Annotated in this window: 16 protein-coding genes and 1 pseudogene; 6 read left to right on the forward strand and 11 right to left on the reverse strand. The window is 55.9% G+C overall.

Annotated features, from left to right (window positions below; genetic code table 11):
• The first annotated feature begins 112 nt into the window (after positions 1-112).
• From ACLQMU_RS03640 to ACLQMU_RS03650, 3 genes are all read left to right on the forward strand, one after another.
• Positions 113-319: a histone family protein gene (locus tag ACLQMU_RS03640; RefSeq protein ID WP_012106616.1), complete on the forward strand. Its 207-nt coding sequence runs from the start codon at positions 113-115 to the stop codon at positions 317-319.
• A gap of 286 nt (positions 320-605) precedes the next feature.
• Positions 606-1,121, forward strand: a complete 516-nt coding sequence (locus ACLQMU_RS03645) for a hypothetical protein (protein WP_422148652.1) — start codon at positions 606-608, stop codon at positions 1,119-1,121.
• Positions 1,122-1,496: 375 nt separating this feature from the next.
• Positions 1,497-4,382: a hybrid sensor histidine kinase/response regulator gene (locus ACLQMU_RS03650; protein WP_424040169.1), complete on the forward strand. Its 2,886-nt coding sequence runs from the start codon at positions 1,497-1,499 to the stop codon at positions 4,380-4,382.
• Between the two features lie 110 nt (positions 4,383-4,492).
• Here ACLQMU_RS03650 and ACLQMU_RS03655 read toward each other — a convergent pair whose 3' ends face one another.
• The 8 genes from ACLQMU_RS03655 to ACLQMU_RS03690 all read right to left on the reverse strand — a co-directional run bounded on the left by ACLQMU_RS03655 (position 4,493) and on the right by ACLQMU_RS03690 (position 12,440).
• Positions 4,493-4,768 carry a hypothetical protein gene (locus ACLQMU_RS03655; RefSeq protein WP_443673549.1) on the reverse strand — a complete coding sequence of 92 codons (276 nt, stop codon included), beginning with the start codon at positions 4,766-4,768 and terminating at the stop codon, positions 4,493-4,495.
• Between the two features lie 96 nt (positions 4,769-4,864).
• Positions 4,865-5,446: an imidazoleglycerol-phosphate dehydratase HisB gene (gene hisB, locus ACLQMU_RS03660; protein WP_424040172.1), complete on the reverse strand. Its 582-nt coding sequence runs from the start codon at positions 5,444-5,446 to the stop codon at positions 4,865-4,867.
• Positions 5,443-6,153 (reverse strand): 1-(5-phosphoribosyl)-5-[(5-phosphoribosylamino)methylideneamino]imidazole-4-carboxamide isomerase, encoded by a 711-nt coding sequence (hisA, locus tag ACLQMU_RS03665; RefSeq protein WP_424040174.1) that lies wholly within the window; start codon positions 6,151-6,153, stop codon positions 5,443-5,445. Before hisA ends, hisB begins: the two co-directional genes overlap by 4 nt.
• Before the next feature lie 5 nt (positions 6,154-6,158).
• A complete protein-coding gene (hisG, locus tag ACLQMU_RS03670; RefSeq protein ID WP_424040184.1) occupies positions 6,159-7,016 on the reverse strand; it encodes an ATP phosphoribosyltransferase in 858 nt (285 codons plus the stop codon).
• A 64-nt stretch (positions 7,017-7,080) separates the two neighbouring features.
• Positions 7,081-8,283, reverse strand: coding sequence for a methionine adenosyltransferase (locus tag ACLQMU_RS03675; protein ID WP_443673550.1), 1,203 nt, complete (start codon positions 8,281-8,283; stop codon positions 7,081-7,083).
• Between the two features lie 149 nt (positions 8,284-8,432).
• Positions 8,433-9,836, reverse strand: coding sequence for a zinc ribbon domain-containing protein (locus ACLQMU_RS03680; protein ID WP_424040176.1), 1,404 nt, complete (start codon positions 9,834-9,836; stop codon positions 8,433-8,435).
• Between the two features lie 92 nt (positions 9,837-9,928).
• Positions 9,929-11,362: a hypothetical protein gene (locus ACLQMU_RS03685; protein ID WP_422150650.1), complete on the reverse strand. Its 1,434-nt coding sequence runs from the start codon at positions 11,360-11,362 to the stop codon at positions 9,929-9,931.
• 190 nt (positions 11,363-11,552) lie between these two features.
• The gene (locus tag ACLQMU_RS03690; RefSeq protein ID WP_422150649.1) at positions 11,553-12,440 is read right to left on the reverse strand and encodes a flavodoxin family protein; all 888 of its coding nucleotides are present in this window, start codon (positions 12,438-12,440) and stop codon (positions 11,553-11,555) included.
• A 137-nt stretch (positions 12,441-12,577) separates the two neighbouring features.
• Here ACLQMU_RS03690 and ACLQMU_RS03695 point away from each other — a divergent pair, with 137 nt between their 5' ends.
• Positions 12,578-13,102, forward strand: a complete 525-nt coding sequence (locus ACLQMU_RS03695) for a DJ-1/PfpI family protein (RefSeq protein WP_424040178.1) — start codon at positions 12,578-12,580, stop codon at positions 13,100-13,102.
• 354 nt (positions 13,103-13,456) lie between these two features.
• On the opposite strand, the gene ACLQMU_RS03700 is transcribed toward ACLQMU_RS03695, so the two are convergent.
• The 3 genes from ACLQMU_RS03700 to ACLQMU_RS03710 all read right to left on the reverse strand — a co-directional run bounded on the left by ACLQMU_RS03700 (position 13,457) and on the right by ACLQMU_RS03710 (position 16,188).
• Positions 13,457-14,344 carry a hypothetical protein gene (locus ACLQMU_RS03700; protein WP_424040180.1) on the reverse strand — a complete coding sequence of 296 codons (888 nt, stop codon included), beginning with the start codon at positions 14,342-14,344 and terminating at the stop codon, positions 13,457-13,459.
• Positions 14,345-15,106: 762 nt separating this feature from the next.
• Entirely contained in the window at positions 15,107-15,559 is a 453-nt protein-coding gene (locus ACLQMU_RS03705) for a DUF5814 domain-containing protein (RefSeq protein ID WP_422150646.1), read from the reverse strand.
• Positions 15,556-16,188, reverse strand: coding sequence for a DUF2150 family protein (locus ACLQMU_RS03710; protein ID WP_424040182.1), 633 nt, complete (start codon positions 16,186-16,188; stop codon positions 15,556-15,558). The genes ACLQMU_RS03705 and ACLQMU_RS03710 overlap by 4 nt, the downstream gene beginning before the upstream one ends.
• Before the next feature lie 132 nt (positions 16,189-16,320).
• On the opposite strand from ACLQMU_RS03710, the gene thiI reads away from it, so the two are divergent.
• Entirely contained in the window at positions 16,321-17,514 is a 1,194-nt protein-coding gene (gene thiI, locus ACLQMU_RS03715; protein WP_422150644.1) for a tRNA uracil 4-sulfurtransferase ThiI, read from the forward strand.
• 398 nt (positions 17,515-17,912) lie between these two features.
• Positions 17,913-18,099 (forward strand): annotated as a pseudogene (locus ACLQMU_RS03720) (COG1361 S-layer family protein); the annotation flags it as partial.

Genomic DNA, 18,099 nt, shown 5'->3' on the forward strand with positions numbered 1-18,099 from the left:
TTTGTCTGAAATGTTCTGCAAGCCTTCCGATATCGTTTTACTAACCAAAATGAGGGATTTTCCCAAAAAGTTTTTATATATACCAATATACTTTCTTGTTGAGGTAAGAACAATGGCAGATTTACCGATTGCAGCAGTTGTACGCATTGCAAAGAAGAACGGAGCCGAAAGAGTAGGCAGCGATGCAGCCGAGGCGCTCGTGGTAAAAGCTGAGAAGTATATCGCCCAGCTCACGAAGGAAGCAAACAAGCTTGCGGAGCACGCGGGAAGAAAGACGATCAAGAAAGAAGATGTTGATCTCGCATCGAAGTCCAACTGATCAACTCTTTTTTCTTATTATGCCCGCCCACCGGTGCGGGATCGTTTCCGGCATGTCTCGTTTTCCCGTGCGGCGTTTATTGCAATCGCCGGATCACTTGCAAAAAGCGTCATGGCGATCCTTGCGGCCGGCATCCTTCCATCCTGTTACCGGGCCGGGTTTCCCGCCGGTACACGAAAACGGTATTTGATTTTTCCAGGGGATTGCCCGCCGCGTATGCGCACCGGTGCCTCCCTGACCGGCAAGTCTTTACCCTCCATGGATCCATCTCCTTTGAGACACCAGCATGCACGAAATCTGCCCCCACTGCGGCAAGGTATCAAACGAGGAGTTCCCGCGGTTCTGCAGCGGGTGCGGTGCCCGTATGGACGGGAAAACCCCGGCGGGGTACCCGGGATATTCTGTTCCGGTACCGGAGCAGAAGAACCGGTTGATCGCAGGGGTCTGCTCGTCTTTTCTTCCCGGCCTCGGGCAGGTATACAACGGGGAAACCGCAAAAGGTTTTGCCCTTTTTATTCTTACTCTCGCAGGACTGGCCTTTTTATTGATCCCGGGTATCATCGTGTGGTTCTATGCCATGTACAATGCCTACGCGACGGCGGGAAAGATGAATGCCGGGGAGGTCCCGTTCCGCGAGACCCGGGTGCTCCATATGATCCTCTTTATCATATTCGCCGTGGTTGTTATCGCTATCGCGCTCCTGGTTCTCATCGTTACTGTGATAGACCCCCTGATGTCCCAGCTTGGCACGCTTGATTCCGGCAATTTCAACCAGCTGTTCGGCACCAGCGGATTCATCTGACCGCCCGGGCAAAAAACGCTTCAGAGCTGTGTACCGTGACCTTTCAGGGTGAATGGGGTTGTCTTTCACCGGGATCGGAGTTTCCCGGTATTTTCAATTCCCCGTTTTTATGAAGGGCGGTGTTTTCCCTACAGTCACATAACCCGGGCTGCACGGTGAACGCGAATCGCACAAAAAAGCACGGGACACCCGCCCTTTGAGTTCCATAATGAAAATGACGCTCTGCAAAGGTCGGCTGAGGGGCCGGCCGATCCCCCGGTGCCGGCACGGAAAAAACATCACTGCCCGTGCGTATCATGGTGTAATTCATAATTAATAAAACAAGATATATTATCAATATCGAACAATATCGAACGCTGAAAAATTGAGGCCGCCGTGTACCGCATTCTCTATGTCGACGATGAACCTGCCATGCTCGATATCGGCAAACTCTTTCTTGAGCAGAGCGGCCAGTTCAGCGTTGACACCATCGCCTCTGCCCCGGCCGCACTCGAACTTCTGGACTCAAAGAGCTACGACGCCATTATCGCTGACTACCAGATGCCGGACATGGATGGCATCGAATTTTTGAAAAAGGTCCGATCATCGGGAAATTCCATCCCGTTTATCCTTTTCACCGGCCGTGGCCGGGAGGAAGTCGTCATCCAGGCCCTGAACGAAGGGGCCGATTTCTATCTCCAGAAAGGCGGGGAGCCAAAGAGCCAGTTCACCGAGCTTTCGAATAATATCCACTATGCCATGATGCGCCGGCGTTCGGAAGACTCCCTGAGCCGGAGCGAGGCCCAGCTCAGGCAGATCATCGACCTGGTGCCCCACATGATCTTTGCCAAGGACGGGGACGGGAAGTATCTCCTTGCAAACAGGGCGGTCGCTGAGGGGTACAATACGACGGTCGCAAATCTCGAGGGAATCTCCCAGGTCAGGTTCCATGGGGATTCGGCCGAACTCCGGCACATGCTCGAGGACGACCGCGAAGTCATGGCGACGGGAATGACCAAGTTTATTCCGGAAGAACCGTATATTGATGCATTCGGAAAACACCGTTTCCTCCAGACGACCAAAGTCCCCTTCACTACGTCCGGCAACAACCAGCAGGCCGTTCTCGGTATTTCCATTGACATTACCGAACACAAGAGGGTTGAAGAGGAGCTCCGGAAGAAAAACGAGGAACTCAATGCCTCCTATGAACAGCTGACAGCGACCGAAGAAGAACTCCGGGAGAATTACAACGAACTTGCAAAAAGCCAGAAACTGCTGTCCGAGAGCGAGACACAGTACAGGAACGTGGTCGAGGACCAGACAGAATTCATCTCCCGGTTCTTACCGGACGGCACCCACGTCTTCGTGAACGAAGCATACTGCCGGTATTTCGGCATGAAACGCGACGAGATCCTCGGGCACCGGTTCCAGCCAAGGATCCCTGCCGAAGACCAGGAGCGCGTGAAAGGGTTCTTTGCATCCTTAACCCCGGATCACCCGGTCGATTCCATCGAACATCGCATTATCATGCCGGACGGCAGCATCCGATGGCAGCGGTGGAGCGACCGGGCAATTTTCGACGGGGACATGCATATCCGGGAATACCAGTCGGTAGGCAGGGATATTACCGACAGGAAAAATGCCGAAAATGAACTTCAGGCCGCTTACGAGCAGATTACCGCTGCAGAAGAAGAACTGCGCACCCAGTACGATGAACTCGTGTATCGCGAACAGGTGATCCGGGAGAATGAACAGAAACTCCAGGGAATCGTCCAGGGTTCTCCGATCCCGCAATTTGTCATCGATAAAGACCACCGGGTTGTCAGCTGGAACCGGGCACTCGAGGAATACAGTGGCGTGAGCGCAAAGGAGGTCATGGGTACCACGCATGCCTGGAAAGCGTTCTATGACAGAGAGCGGCCGGTGCTTTCAGGCCTGCTCGTAGAGAACGACCCCGAAAAAATCAGGGAATTTTACGCCGGGAAAATCAAAAAATCAAAATACGTCGAGGGCGCGTGCGAAGTGACTGACTTTTTCCCGAGGATGGGGGGGCATGGCATCTGGCTCCATTTCACTGCCGCACCCATCAGGAACGATGAGGGTAATATCATTGGCGCAGTGGAAACACTCGAAGATATTACCGAACGAAAGAAATCAGAGGAAGAACTGCGAGGTTCCTACGAGCAGATCACGGCCTCCGAAGAAGAACTCCGGCACCAGTTTGACGAGCTGAAAAAGAGCGAGGATGAACTCCGCGAGAGCGAGGAGAAATTCCGGGGCATCTTTGACTCGATAAATGATGGCATTCACATTCACGAAATTATACCTGATGGGAAGCCGGGAAAATTTATTGAAGTAAACGCAGTCGCCTGCCGGATGCTGCAGTATACCCGCAAAGAACTGCTGGACCGTGGTCCCCTTGATTTTGTCACCGAATTCCACAGCCGGCCTTTCAATGACATCATCGCAGAATTGTCCGCCACAGGCCACTCGATCTTCGAGACCGAGCACCGGAGAAAGGACGGGACCATTTTTCCGGTCGAGATCAATTCCCACGTGGTCCGTCTCAAAGGAAAAAGGGTGATGGTATCGGTGGTCCGGGACATCACCGAGCGCAAACAGGCAGAGGAAGCACTTCGACAGGCAAACAGGAAGATCGCCCTCCTCACCAACATTACGCGGCATGACCTCAACAACCAGATCCTGGCGTTGAATGGTTTTGTCGGGCTGCTTCACGAGAAGATCAGCGATCCCGCTCTTGAGAATTATTTCACCTGGATCATGCAGGTAAGCGACCGTATATCCTCAATGATCCAGTTCACCAAGGCGTATGAAACAATCGGGGAAACGACACCCCGATGGCAGGATATACGTGCTCTTGTGGAAACTGCAGCAAAACAGGTTCCTATGGGAAATATTGTGGTGAAAAACGATCTCCCCGTTGGTGCAGAAGTTTTCGCCGACCCGTTGATTGTCAAGGTTTGTTATAACTTAATAGACAATGCAGTGCGTCATGGCGGGGGGATCACTACTATCAGGTTCTCTGCCAGGGAACATGACGGCCCTTTTGTCATTGTATGCGAAGACAACGGAGATGGCATACCCGAAGCGTTAAAGGAAAAGATCTTCGAGCAGGGCTTTGGGAAGAATACCGGCCTCGGACTCTTCCTCGCCCGCCTGGTCCTCTCGATCACCGGCATTACCATCAGGGAAACCGGCGAACCGGGCAAAGGTGCCCGGTTCGAGATCACCGTTCCAAGAGAAAAATACCGGACCGGATGAATCCCATGGCATATTCCGGGTTACCGGTAAACCGGCAGGATTTTTTGGTGGTGAAAATCAGGATTGCAACCGCTGCCGTATCAGGACTGGTCACTTAAATCTCTCTTCCGTTAAAGAAACAACCGGCTTCCATCCTCCCGGTGCGCATGGAAATCGAGCAGGCGTTTAATCTCATCATACACTTTTTCCTTGTCCTTTGCCCCGGTAAAAAGGATCCTCGTACCGTCGATGTCATCTTTGAGGTACGCCGCTTCGTCATACACGATGAGCATGATCTGGCCGTCCGGCCCGAAAAGGTGCTCCTCGCTGTCCCCTTTCATGTACCGTTCGCGCTGCTCCTTTGTCGGCGCTGCATACTTGTTATCGTAACGGAAAACACCCATCATAATCACCTGCAACAATGTCGTAAATAAGATCGGGAGACAAGCCATTCACCCGTGCACGCGAAAAGACGATGCCGTACTTCAGGTGCACCGGAAGGTTCAGAACGTTCCCTTTGTACTCGGGATGCCCTTTGTCCGCCCACTCTTTGCCATCGCTTTGCCAAGCGCAATCCCGAACGCCTTGAACACCGCCTCGCACTGGTGGTGATCGTTCCGGCCGGAGAACGTGATATGGGCGGTGATGCCCGCATGCATGCAGAGGGAGTAGAAGAAGTGCTCGAAGAGGTCGGAAGGAATGTTTCCGAGCATCCTGTTGCCAAAGGTGCCGCAGTAGACCAGGTACCCCCGCCCCCCGCAGTCGAGCGCTACCTGTGCGAGGGACTCGTCCATCGGGATGATCGCGTGCGCGAACCGACGGATGCCCCGGCCGTCCCCGACCGCCTGCTTCACCGCATCGCCGATCACGATCCCTACGTCCTCGATCGTGTGGTGGCAGTCAACGCCAAGATCGCCGGTCGCCTTTAAGGTAAGATCGAACCCCCCGTGTTTTGCCATCCCGGTGAGCATGTGGTCGAAGAACGGGATGCCGGTATCAGCCGAAACCTTCCCGGTCCCGTCAGGGTTGAGCGTGAGTGCGATTTTTGTCTCCTTTGTCTCCCGTGCAAGCGTAACGTTCCTCATCGAGATTCCTCTAGTGCCTCTGAAAAGTTAATCTTTCCGCTGTACAGCGCCGAGCCGAGCACCGCCCCGTACGCCCCGGCTTCCCGCAGTGCAGCAACGTCCGCACGTGCCGAGACGCCGCCGGCAACGATTACCGGCACATGGACGCGGGAAATAAGCTCCCGCACAGGTTCGATGGCAACGCCCTGCTGCAGCCCCTCGACATCCACATTGGTGTAGAGCAGGAAACCGGTGCCGAGTTTTTCGAAAGTTTCCGCCCAACTGATATAATCGCCGGCGGTTTCCTGCCAGCCGTGGATCGCGACCTCGCCGCCTTTCGCATCTACGCCAGCCATCACCCGGTCGCTGCCAAATTCCCTGGCAAGCGTTCGGATGCACTCAGGGTTCTGGATGGCTAACGTGGAGAGAATAATCCGGGTCACACCGGTTTCGAGCCAGCGGCCGGCGTCCTCAATGGAGCGGATCCCGCCGCCGAGCTCGATCTCGAGTCCGCTCTCTTTCACCAGCGCCCGGATCAGGTCGGCGTTCTTCGCTGAATTCCCGAACGCACCGTCAAGGTTGACCACGTGCAGGGCATCGGCACCGGCATCGAGCCAGCGGCGGGCGCAGGAAAGTGGATCACCGTATGCTGTTGCACTCTCCCGTTTTCCCTGCACGAGCTGGACGCACCTGCCCCCGAGAATATCTACGGCAGGAAAGATTCTCATGAGAATCAGCGAATCATCCGTTCGATGGACATGACAAGGATATCCCGTGCGCCCGCCCGTTTCAACGCGTTGATCAGCGCATAGACCCGCTCTTCGTTGACGACCGCGTGAACGGCGACCATATCCTCAGTCGATGCGACGTCCATCACGGTCGGGCCGGAGAGCCCGGGCAGCACGCTTTTGATCTTCTCGAGCGATGCCCGTTTCACGTTCATCATCAGGTAACACTGTCCCCGTGCCCGTATGACGCTTTCGAGAGCCAGGTGGATCTCATCGATCTTTTCCCGTTTGGTCTCAAGTGACCTGCGGTTTGCGATCAGGTAGGTGGAGGTGGCAAGCACCTCGTCGAGAACCCGGAGCCTGTTGGTTTTTAGGGTGTTACCCGAACTCGAGAGATCGACAATCGCATCGGCGATCCCAAGATGGGGAGTCGCCTCGCAGGCCCCGCCGACAAGGACGATCGTGACCGGCACGTGCCGTTTTGCAAAATACTGCTTCGTGATGACCGGGAACTCGGTCGCTATCTTCGCCCCTTTGAGGTCGTGGATGGACGTGATATCTGAATCCTCGCGGATGGCAAGCACAAGCTTCGCTTTTCCGATCTGGAGATCGAGGAGTTCCCCGACATCGGATCCGCGCTCGACGACCATATCGTGGCCGGTGATGCCGAGATCTGCTGCTCCCGTCGCTACATATTCAGGAATATCGATGGGCCGGGCAAACAGGATCTCCACGTGGGGGTCGAGCGTCCGGGCAATCAGCCGGCGCTCAGCAATGTCCGGCAGGTGGAGCCCGCTTTTTTCCATCAGGTCCATAATCGGTGCTGCAATTCTCCCCTTGTTGGGGATGGCAAGCCGGATCATGCCGGAAAAAGCAGGAGGTTCGGCAGGTGCCGCGCCGGATCTCTTTGTTCCGCCTTGTTTCTTTTTAGAAGGTCTTGAGTTCGCCACGGATTACCTTCTCCGTGATGCTGGTCACGTTCGCGAGGTTGTCATCGACAATTGCATGGATCTCGCTGTCGATTTCTGCGAGTGTTGCCCCTTTCCTCGGTAGCACCTGGACGCTTGCCACGAGCGGGAGATCGATCGGTTTTCCGATCTGGGAGAGCAGCCGGACGTACATCTCCTCGATACCGTCAACCTTTTTGACCGCTTCCTGCGCGATCTGGGTCGAGAGAAGGTTATAGATCTTACCGATGTGATTGATGGGGTTCTTACCGCTCGTGGCCTCCATGCTCATCGGGCGGTTGGGGGTGATAAGCCCGTTGCACCGGTTGCCCCGGCCGACAGAGCCGTCGTCACCCATCTCTGCCGATGTACCGGTGACGGTCAAAAACACGCTCTTGTTTTTGATATCGTCCGCGGTGTTGACATGCACCATAACCTTGCGTTTCGTGCTTTTCTTTGCAACCTTCCCGATCTCTTCGGCAAGGAGTGCCATGTAGTCCTGGTATTCTTTAATGTCCGCACAGTACGCATCGACAATGGCGCAGGCAATGGTAAGCGTGATGGTATTCCCGTCACGCAGGCCCATGATCTTGATGTCCTGCCCGATGGCCGGATATTTTTTGCGGAGTTTCGTGTCGATATAGTCCGAAGTACTCCGGATAATGGTCTCCACGTCGGAGAATGGTGCATGTCCGACCCCGAACGAGGTATCGTTGGAGCGTGGGACCTTTCCCTGCTTGGGCTTGAAGACGTCCCGCAGGTCGGTTGAACCGGTCCCGAGCCGGCTGTCGATCATGACATCCCGGGTCAGGCTGAGTTCGGGAAGGATCTTGTGGAGGTACGCGTGTGCTGCCTCGACCGCGACCGCATCTGTCGGAACCGTGACGCCATTGAACTGTTTTGTCGCCCGGCCGTCGATTAAAACATAAATCGGCCGGATCATCTTCCCGCCGCCGAATTTCGGGCATGATTCACCCGCAACGACCTCGCCCTGGTCGGTGTTGTGGTGCAGGACGACACCAAATTCATCGAGATATACCCGGCAGAGTGCCTGGGAGATCGACTCGGCTATACCATCTGCAATGCTGTCGGGATGACCAAGGCATTTGCGCTCAACAAGTTCAATCCGCTGCTTTTCGAGAGGGATCTGATTCAACGCTTCAATCTGAATATTTCTTTTCATTAAACTTCCTCGGTTTCTCACGTAATCGTACTAATACAAGAGACTGGATTTCATATAACAATTTCTTTTTTAGGGAAAACGGTAATATCCGGCGTTTTTATCAGGCCGGCATAAAAATCAGATAAATTATGAGCGCGCCGGTTTTTCGGTCAGCGCCGAAGAAATTTCTGCAGGATGGTCATGTCGCTGCCCCGGGGGGTCTTTTTCACCGGGGGGCGGCGTGGTGTGAGATCCTCATCAGTCTCATCGTCGTCACGGACCTCTTCAATTTTCGGGACCTTGCGCGGGTGGGATGCGGTAGTCACTGCAGGTGCCGGGACCGGGCGCGGGATCGTTTTTGACAGCTGCGCCGCAGGGTCGGTCCGCGAGCGCCCGAGTTGTGTGCCGCATCCCGGGCAGAAGTTTGCCTTTCCGGGAAGTTTCTTTCCACAGTTATGGCAGAACTGCGGGTTGTCTGCCGGCTCTTCCGGTACTACCGTTCTGCGCACCACTGGTTTCTCTTCAGCGACGGCTCCCCGCGAGGGTTCCGGAATGGGCCGGCGGACGGGTTCGGAGATTATGCTTCTTACCGGCTGGACCGGGGTCTGCCGCACCGGCTGCACAGGATTATTCATCGCCGTTCGCATCGCCTCATGGACTTCCGGCTTCCTGACCATCTGCGCATCGCCCCTGACTGGGGTGGGTATCCCGCGGGTTACCGCAACCCTGCGCGGTTGTGGCTCTTCTACGGTCCTGACCTGTACCCGTCTCTGGGGCAGGACTTCCGGCTCGGGCTCCGGTTCAGGTTCCGGTTCGCGGGCGAGGGGGATCAGCCGTTTTACCGGCGGCTGGCGTTCGTGCTCCTTGAGCGGCTTTCTTGCCGGGTGCAGTTCTTCCTGCCGGAGCGGGGATTTAACCGGCCGGGCAGGTGGTGCTTCATCAGGTTCTTCTTCGGGCTCCTCTTCGGCCATCGGCTCCGGCTCTCTTTGCGGCGGTGCCGCCCGGCGTGGTTTTTTTGCCACCGGTTCCTGGCCGAGCAGCGAGATCCAGTCGTCGGTTTCGCCCGTGCGGTCGGTGCCGTTCTGGGTAAAGACCAGTTTCATGGTCTTGACCTCATCATCGGCAGATTTTACCGAGAGTACCAGTACCGGGTCTGCATTCTCCGAGTATTCCACTATGCTGTCGGAAATGGTGTCACGAGGAATGTCCTTTGCGGTCACCTTGAGTTTCTTTTCCTGGGTATCGATCAGGAAGATGCGCTTGTTGGTGAGATAAGCATGGAAAAAAAACTTTTTTACCGACACGTTGAGGGATCCGATCAGCACCTGTTCGCCCGGCTGGAGAATAGCAGAGAGCCCGCCCTCCTCCCCTTCTCCTTCTCCACTTCCCGGTTCATCAGCCGGGGGGGGTGCCTCTTTTTTCGGGGCTTGCCGGGGCGGGGCGCCCCGTTGCGGAGCCTGTGTGCCTCTGCTGCCTGAGGATCGTGCCGGCTGCTGCGAAATTTCACCGCCGCAGTACCCGCAGACTTCAACGTTATCCCGGATATTCATCCCGCAGTGCGGACACTTTTTCATCCAATGTCTCCCTGTTCCCTGACCTGAGTAGGTAATTATAATGTTCGCATAGGATATGAAAAATTCTCTGATCTTCCCATGATCCCTTCGTGTCACAGTGAAATGGCAGGATCCTTCAGGTAGCGGCCACGCAGGTCGGAAACAGCGGCATCGATTGCGTTATCGTCCGATAGTTCGTGGAGCCATATGACCGGTGTGCCCCGGAACGTGGTGACAAGGCTGTTGATCCTGCAGGCGGTTTCATCCCCGTCGCGATAGCACCGGTCGGCCGTAATATTCCCGAAGGAGCGGTCTACAAGATCCGCAAAGGCGGCATGGCAGCCGTCGACATGGCAGAGTTTTCCCTGCACGTATACTATGATAAGCCCTTTCCTGTGCGCCTGCTCTTCATCCTCCATGGCAAACGAGCTGAAATCCTCGTCCCCGAAGCGATTCAGGAGCTTCCTGTACAGGGGGTCGTTTTTCCTCCGGAGTTCTTCCGTGACCGGTCCGAGCCGGAGCGGGAGGTAGTGCAGGTAATCCTGCACAAAAAGCGGTTTTATCTCGGCAAATGCCTGGCCTTCAAGGGCATCCTGCAGGGTGCGTTCCGCATGGCTGAAGAGATCGTGGCGGACCCCGCGTAAAAACCGGAGGCTGGCGGGCCGGAAATAGAGGGTTTTTGCCGTACCGGTAACAGCGAGGGTCCCGTCCCTGAGCGTGGAAAACGTGACGGGGACGCCTTCGACCGGTCGTGCAGGTTTTTCCTGCCGGTGGACCGGTGGCTGAGGAAGAGGGGTCTTGACTTTTTTTGGGGAGGCCATGCGGTACCGGGAGGTGGCGATGCGGGGGGCCGGTCGTGCGGGAGCATCCTCACCTGCCAGCGCCGACCACTCATCGGGTTTCCGGCAGGAATTGAGATATTGCCTCCAGCGGGGATCGGCGATCCGGGCGATAGATACCAGCCGGAACCGGTCTTTCTCCGGGATAAATTTAGCACCACAGTGCGAGCAGTCCAGATAAAAATCGGTCGGGGGAGTGCCAAACAGCCTTTTTCCGGTCACCCGGCCAAGAATGCCGGTTTTGCAGACCGGGCACCGTGCGAGCCACGCGTCAGTCTCCCCGCCGGAGTACGGGTCGCTGCCGGACAGGACATTCCCGGATCCGATGTGCCACGTCCATGGAGAAAGCAGCCGGACTCCACGGATCTGCGTATGGGTGGCTGCATCAAGCACCTCGGCCGGCTCTGCAAGGCCGGCGCTCATGAGAATTTCGGCGATGACCGGTGCAGTCTCTTCCTGGTCGTCTCCGAGGCGATCCCTGAGGCACTCGGCAAGGCCGGGGAAGGTACCGGTTCCCCGGGAGACTGCCCTCAGGGGCAGTGTCCGCAGGACTTCGGTATTCAGGCACTCGAGGGTTACCCCGACGAGGCCTTCAGTGATCCTGATACCCTTTCTGGTAAAGGGGAGTCGCTCAATGCGGCGGCTGATGGTCTCGCAGGCCAGCGTATGGATATTTTTCGGGACAGGAAGAAACGGGGAGGCGGCCATGGATGATCACGCTGCTGCTATTCGTTGGAAGAGCGGGTGGATAAACGCTTGCAGGCAGGAAGTCATGCCAGCCCGGCCCCGGGTGGATCACCCGAAAGCGGCGGCACACCAGCTATCATGGAATTTTTCCGTACTTGTCCCGCGCAGCCCGGATATTCAGGTAATCCGGGCCGGGAAATCGGCACAACCGTCAGCGCAGGCACTGGCGTACCAGGTCTTTTGCCTGGTGTTCCACGCTCTCACGGGACCTGATGTCGCGTATCGCATCGGTGCTGTCTATCGTGAGCTGCCCGGCCGGTCTGATCCCGAGATTTTCAAAAAATGCAGAGAGCACGCGGGTGACACAGGCAAAATTGCTCCCGCCCCTGCGTCCGGCAACCGAGAAGACCAGCCCCGTTTGTCCCGTCCTCCCGCCAGAGAGCACCCGCTCCGCGTGGTAAGCCTGGGTGCGGTCGATGAGCAGCTTAAGCCCGCCGGGAACAGTATTGGTGTAGACCGGGGAACAGACCACGAGAAGCGATGCACCGCGGAGCTCATCGATGATCCCGGTCATATCGTCGTCGAACACGCAGGTGCCGGTATTATAGCACTGGTAGCACCCGGTGCAGAAATGGATATCGAGGTCGTGGGGGTAGATTACCCGGGCGGTCCTGCCGGCTGTTTGCGCTGCTTCCACAGCCCAGGAAGCGAGAATGCCACAGTTCCCGTCCGGCCGCGGGCTCCCCTGGATAATGACCACGTCGCTGGCCGGGGCCCCTGTACGCTGCGGCAGGGTTCTGTGGTGGCCGGAAAGAAACGCGTCCGGGCTGGTGGCAAGCTCGCGCGCCCACTCGTCCGCTTTACGGAGTGCAACGTTTTCTGCGGCGAGGGGAACGAGGGGGGAATACTCGTAGGTGTTGGTCCGGAACGCGTCGAGGGTACGGCCTTCTGACATTACCTCAAGCACAAACCTTACCATACCGGGATAGAGTGCGGAAAAATCCTCACGGTACAGGGTAAGCGTGAACCCGCCCTTGCCGGTGCCGATCACCTTGCTCTGCAGGAGTTCCCGGACAGGTTCCGCGGGAGTTTTGTTCATACATCAGGCCAGCCAGCGGTAGTTCGCGTTTATGTTGTGTACATCCGCGTCACCAGAATAAAATTGCGGTGCCGGTCCCGTGGCGTCCGGTGGCATGTGGCAATCCTGATATACCAAAAAAGAAAACTCCGGTTACGATGAAAGTAGTTATTGCCATTGCACCGGAAAAATATCGTGACGAGGAACTGGCTGAGCCGGTGGCGGCCCTGAACAGCGCCGGGATCGCATTCGATATAGCGTCCACGCGCCCCGGCACCTGCACGGGCATGCTCGGGGGGAAAACCCTCGCGGGGATCTCATTTGATGATGTCGACCCGAAGAATTACAAGGGTCTTATCATTATCGGGGGCTCCGGGAGCCCGGCGCATCTCTGGGAAGACGACATGCTCACAGGGCTTGCCCGCTATTTCCACGAGACCGGTAAAGTCGTCGCCGCGATCTGCCTTGCGCCGGTGGTGCTCGCAAGAGCCGGTATCCTCAAACAGAAGAAGGCTACGGTTTATGACAGCCCTGTTGCCGTGATGGAGATGAAAAAAGGAAAAGCGGTGCTTGTCGGCCAGCCCGTGGTGACCGACGGCAGGATTGTTACCGCGAACGGCCCGCTCGCCGCAAAGGATTTTGCTGCGGCAGTGGTGAAGGAACTCAAGGACGAGTTCTGGTGAATGAGCGGGAGAACACCCTTTTTGCGAGACCGGCATCGCATCGTACAGGGGCGGTCCTGGGGGGGACATTATCCTTTCCGGCATTCCTTTCGGACGTTTTATCAAAAATCCCGGTTTTTTTCAAATCCAAAAAAAGTGCCCTGGACAAAATCTTTTTTTTATGATATGCCCCCCACCTCTTCACGCCATCCAGTGGGGAGAATGATACGCCGTGCTGACACCAGACAAGGTCATACAGCACCATCGCAGACAGCGGCGGGGCCATATCTGCACGCCCCAAAGAGCGTCCCAATGAGATACGGGATAATTTCTACAGAACAAAAATAATAATAATAATAATAATTCCTGTCCGCTTTAGTACCCTCCCATGGCACCGGTACCTGCGGAGCTCGTAGTGCTCACGGCCGTGGTAATCACGATCGTGGTACTAACAGTCGTAGGCATTGCCGTCACAACCGGTATCATCCCGGAGACGTTCGCCACGTACCACAAACTGTTGAACCCCTCCCCGTTCACGTCGCCCGGCTTTACATCGCCGCTATAGTAATAGAGTGGCATGCCCATGTAAGCGGTCTGGTTTGTGCCGTCTGCCCGGGTCACTGCAGAAAAATCTGCAGGATTCAGGACTGACGGGGCGGATACCGGGTTGGCATAAAATGCCGGCCATTTTGCTAGGCAGGCGCCGGTGCAGGCGCTTGTCCCGTTGGTATCCTTTGTGAAGGTGTAGAGTGTTTTTCCGGTGGAATCCGTAAGGTACTGGCCAAGCCCGGAGGAATGAGCTATCAGGACATTCTCCCCGGGTTTTACTACGAACCATATCTTCTGGAAGTTTTCTCCGCTCACCTGGCCTGGTGCCGAATCACTGGCATAGTAATAGAGAGGCCATCCCTTCCAGGTGGTCTGGTTTGTGCCGTCGGCCCGCGTGATAGTGCCGAAATCTGCAGCGTTAAGCGGGGGTGAGACCTGTATGGTGCCCGCTGAAAAGACCGGCCATATGACCGCACATTGTGCGGTGCAGGTACTGGCACCACTCCCGGGAATATCGTTTGCAAAGTAATAGAGGGTATTACCCTTGGCATCGACGAGTATAGTACCCAGTGTGCTGCTGGCAACCCTGATTGTGTCGACAGCCTGGCCGGCAGTCTGGGTGGATGATGGTTGTACCTGCTGCTGTGCACATCCGGCAATGATGAGTGTAGCGGTCACTGCCAGAAGAAGGAAGAAACATATCGTTTTTTTCATACGAGCGCCCACCTGAGCATGAGGTAATAGCAGTCCGTATATAAAACATTATATCTGATTTATTTTTATTGCAACGATGACCCCGCTGATCCGGTCTGGAATATGAAACCGGGCGGGAGTCCTGCAACACGCGGATGATCGAAAACAGGTGAACCGGAAAAAAGCGGGGGATTTTCCCCCCCCGCCCAACTATGGATACCTTAGGATTAATGGTTCTGATGATGAGGTACTTGTGCGATCCTGTGTTTGGCCCGCGTCGCTTCAGGACCACATCTGTTTCGCGCACGGCCTGCCAACGGGTGGAGATGGACAGAGCCGGCACAGTCAGAGGTGAATCTGTCAGGGATCACGGTCCAGGAAAAGTTGTCAAACGCCCTTGCCGGGCAGACAGAGGTATGTGATTTCCATCAGATCTCTGGTCCGGGTATCATCTCCTTACTGCTCGTGGTACGAGGAACCTGCCGCCGGAGCCGGCAGGTTTCTCATTCCAAGAGATACCATGGCACCTGTTCGCCCGTTTAACCGGTTGCGGATACAGGTACTATCGGCATTTCCTGGTAGATCTTCAGGGTTTCCATGGTTAATCTCCGGTGTGTTGTTCTTGCAGGTGTTGTTACATCCCGTACAAACACCATGTAATGTATGTATTACATTTTGTAATATATACTTTCTGGGATGAGGTACATGTTGGTGCAGGTTTAGCCGTAGCATACACCCGGAATTGGGTGCACCGGAGGGATGGTTTCGATAAAAAAGGCCGGTTCACCGTTCGATCAGCCGGATATGGTCCACAGTTTTTGCCGCAAGGACGTCCTCGCCTTTCAGGTGAGCCACATCCGCGATCGCTTCGAGCACATGCACGGAGTCTTCCAGAAACGAGAGCACATCAGCGGGAAATATCTCGATCCCGTACTCGTCTGTGAGATAAGCAGCGATCTGCCGGTGGTCAAGGCCGTTCTCGCGGAGTTCGATCACTTTCTTTGCAAATTTTTTTTCAGGGCAGCCGCACAGCGGCGAGTTCCTGCACTTGCACCGGAGAAAATCGTTAAAAAAACTCAGGAGCTGCTCGCGGATGGCAAAGTCAAGCGCGTCAAAATTAAACCGGGTGGTGATGGTCTCAAGCATCACCGGGGAAAAGGCAAATTCGGGGACCCGGTAGCCGGCCAGGCGCTCGATCTTTTTTGCGTGACGGAACCGTGCCCGGCTGGCAATCACTCGTCTTCTCCTGTCGACTCATCGAAGTTCTTTAAGGAACCCATCGCCTCGTACATCCGCTCGCATTCGATAAGCCACTCGTCAAGCAGTGTCGGGTTTTCGAGATCGTCTTTCACGTATTTTCCGCAGCATGCTGCACCGTCAATCACGCTCGCGCCGATGCTGGATGCAATATCGAGCGCCTGCTCCATATCCTTGTCGATGACCTCCCTACCTTTTTTCACCAGTGTCTTGATGTCCTTGTCGAATTCACCGGAGAGATACCGGCGGCAGGACGCAAAGAGGACAAGCTTGGGGAGCTGGAGGAGCTCGATAAGTTCCTCAAGGTCGCCCTTGGGCGCGGCGGACATGACGATCGCCTCCACCTGCATGAGCTTGTCCAGCGCCTCTTCCTGCGAAAAGCGCTTGTTCTGGTACAGTTTTATGATCTTGAGCACCGCGAGAGTGATGTCAACCGAGAAACTGTCGAGCACCCGGAAGCCCTCGGGCATCTCGTCGCTCTTGGGATCGAGTTCAAAACTTGCCTCGCCAAGCGATTTTACCCAGTTGTCCCAGCGTTCCTGGTTGTAGAAAATGTAGAAGAGCTTAAGCGGTTCCTCTTCTGCCTTTTTGCTCGCCTTTTTCGCCATTTCAGTACACTATTCGCTCCGCCGATTAAAGAGTTTCGTTATCCCCGGCACCGGAACCCCTTCGCGCCGACCGGCAGAGGTTACGACCACCAACGGTTATCTCCTTGCGCCTTCTACTATCTATGAGTGATTATGGAAAAGCGGCTGGAACCGGAAAAAGTCGTGATGGTGCGGTACGGGGAGCTTTTCCTGAAAAGCGATCCGGTCAAGTACCACTTCATCGGTATCCTCCTGCGCAACATCCGCAAAGCGCTGGAAACGGCTGGTCATTCCTGCCGTTTCGAGAGCCCTCGGGGAAGAATCTTTATTTCCGGTGAAAAACCGGAGGAGATAGCAGGCATCATTTCCCGGGTATTTGGTGTTGTGGACGTGAGCGTCTGCACCCGGGTTGCGGCAGACCCCGAGGCCCTGCGTGATGCGGCTGTGGCTCTTGCTGCCGCACACCTGCATGCGCCATCGCGGTTCGCCGTACGGGGAAAGCGGCAGAGCAAGACGGGTATGAACAGCCAGCAGCTGGGCGAGTTTATCGGTTCTGCCATTTACGACGCGATACCCGGCCTCACCGTCGATCTCACGCGCCCGGAGTATGAGCTGTATGCAGAAGTGCGGGACTGCGGGGGTCTTGTCTATGATTCCCGTATCCCGGCTCCCGGCGGGCTCCCGTGGGGTTCACAGGGGAAGGTGCTCTGCCTGCTCTCATCAGGAATAGACTCGCCGGTGGCATCATGGCTTGCGATGAAGCGGGGCTGCGAGGTATCTCACCTCCATATGGATGGTGGCCGGTGGGCGGGTGGCGACGTGAAGACAACCGCGATCGAGAACCACCGCCGGCTCTCGTTGTGGTGCCCGGGTGCAGACCTGCAGATGATCGTTACCGATGCCGAACCTTTCTATGACCGGATGCAGGAGCTCCGCATCCCGGCCCGGCTGCGCTGCGTTCTCTGCAAACGTTTCATGCTCCGGGCCGCCGGCAGCTTGTGCGGGCGCGAGGGTGCACAGGCCATCCTTACCGGGGAAAATATCGGGCAGGTCGCATCCCAGACACTTGCAAACCTCGCGGTGATCTCCGATGCCACGACCGTCCCGGTGCTCCGGCCGCTCATCACGTATGATAAAGAGGAAACGGTTGCGCTGGCCCGCAGGATTGGGACATTCATGGAGAAGCCGGGTGACCTTGCCTGCCGGGCGGTGCCCCGCATGCCGGCGACTTCAGCGATGCACGAGGCAGTCCGGGAGAGTGAGGCAGCGCTCGGGATTGGCGAGCTGCTGGATGCCGTGCTTGCCCGGGTGCAGTACGTCACCGCACATAACGGGAAGATCCTGTAAATTTGTTACCATGCCGGATCATTTCTTCATCATATCTCTGATATTTGGCCCCTCGTAGAGATCTCAAAAAAAGACAATGCATGGGAAGCACCTGCCACGATAACCGGCATTTCAGGCTCCAGCATTCAGGTCTATTAGTTAACAAAATACGGATAGTTCACGCATAAAACCTTACAGCAGGTGCGGTAAAACAGGCTTCACTCCGTAACATATCCTGTCTGAAGATCAGTATCCCCGGATCGCGTAAGATTCACCTCGCATGATTGAAAAAAGGCAATCGATTTTTGCACCGGCTGCCTTTCCGCCAACGGTTTCAGCAGAGCCACGGAGAAAATACATAACCAAATAATGTACAATAGAGAAACACATTTTTGATTAACCAAACCGGAGACCCTCAGATGGCATCAATACGAGCCCAGGCAACCATCCTGATAATAATAGCCGCCTGTTTCGTGGCGCCGGCCCTTGCCGGAACAAAATACCTTGACGGCACCCCGAACCTGACGGCGTATATAGCCGGCACGAACGAGTATTTGGCCGGAGGCGACATCCAGATCCCGGTAGTTATCGAGAATAACGGGCTGA

The organism is Methanoregula sp., assembly GCF_052325125.1.
Lineage (GTDB): Archaea > Halobacteriota > Methanomicrobia > Methanomicrobiales > Methanospirillaceae > Methanoregula.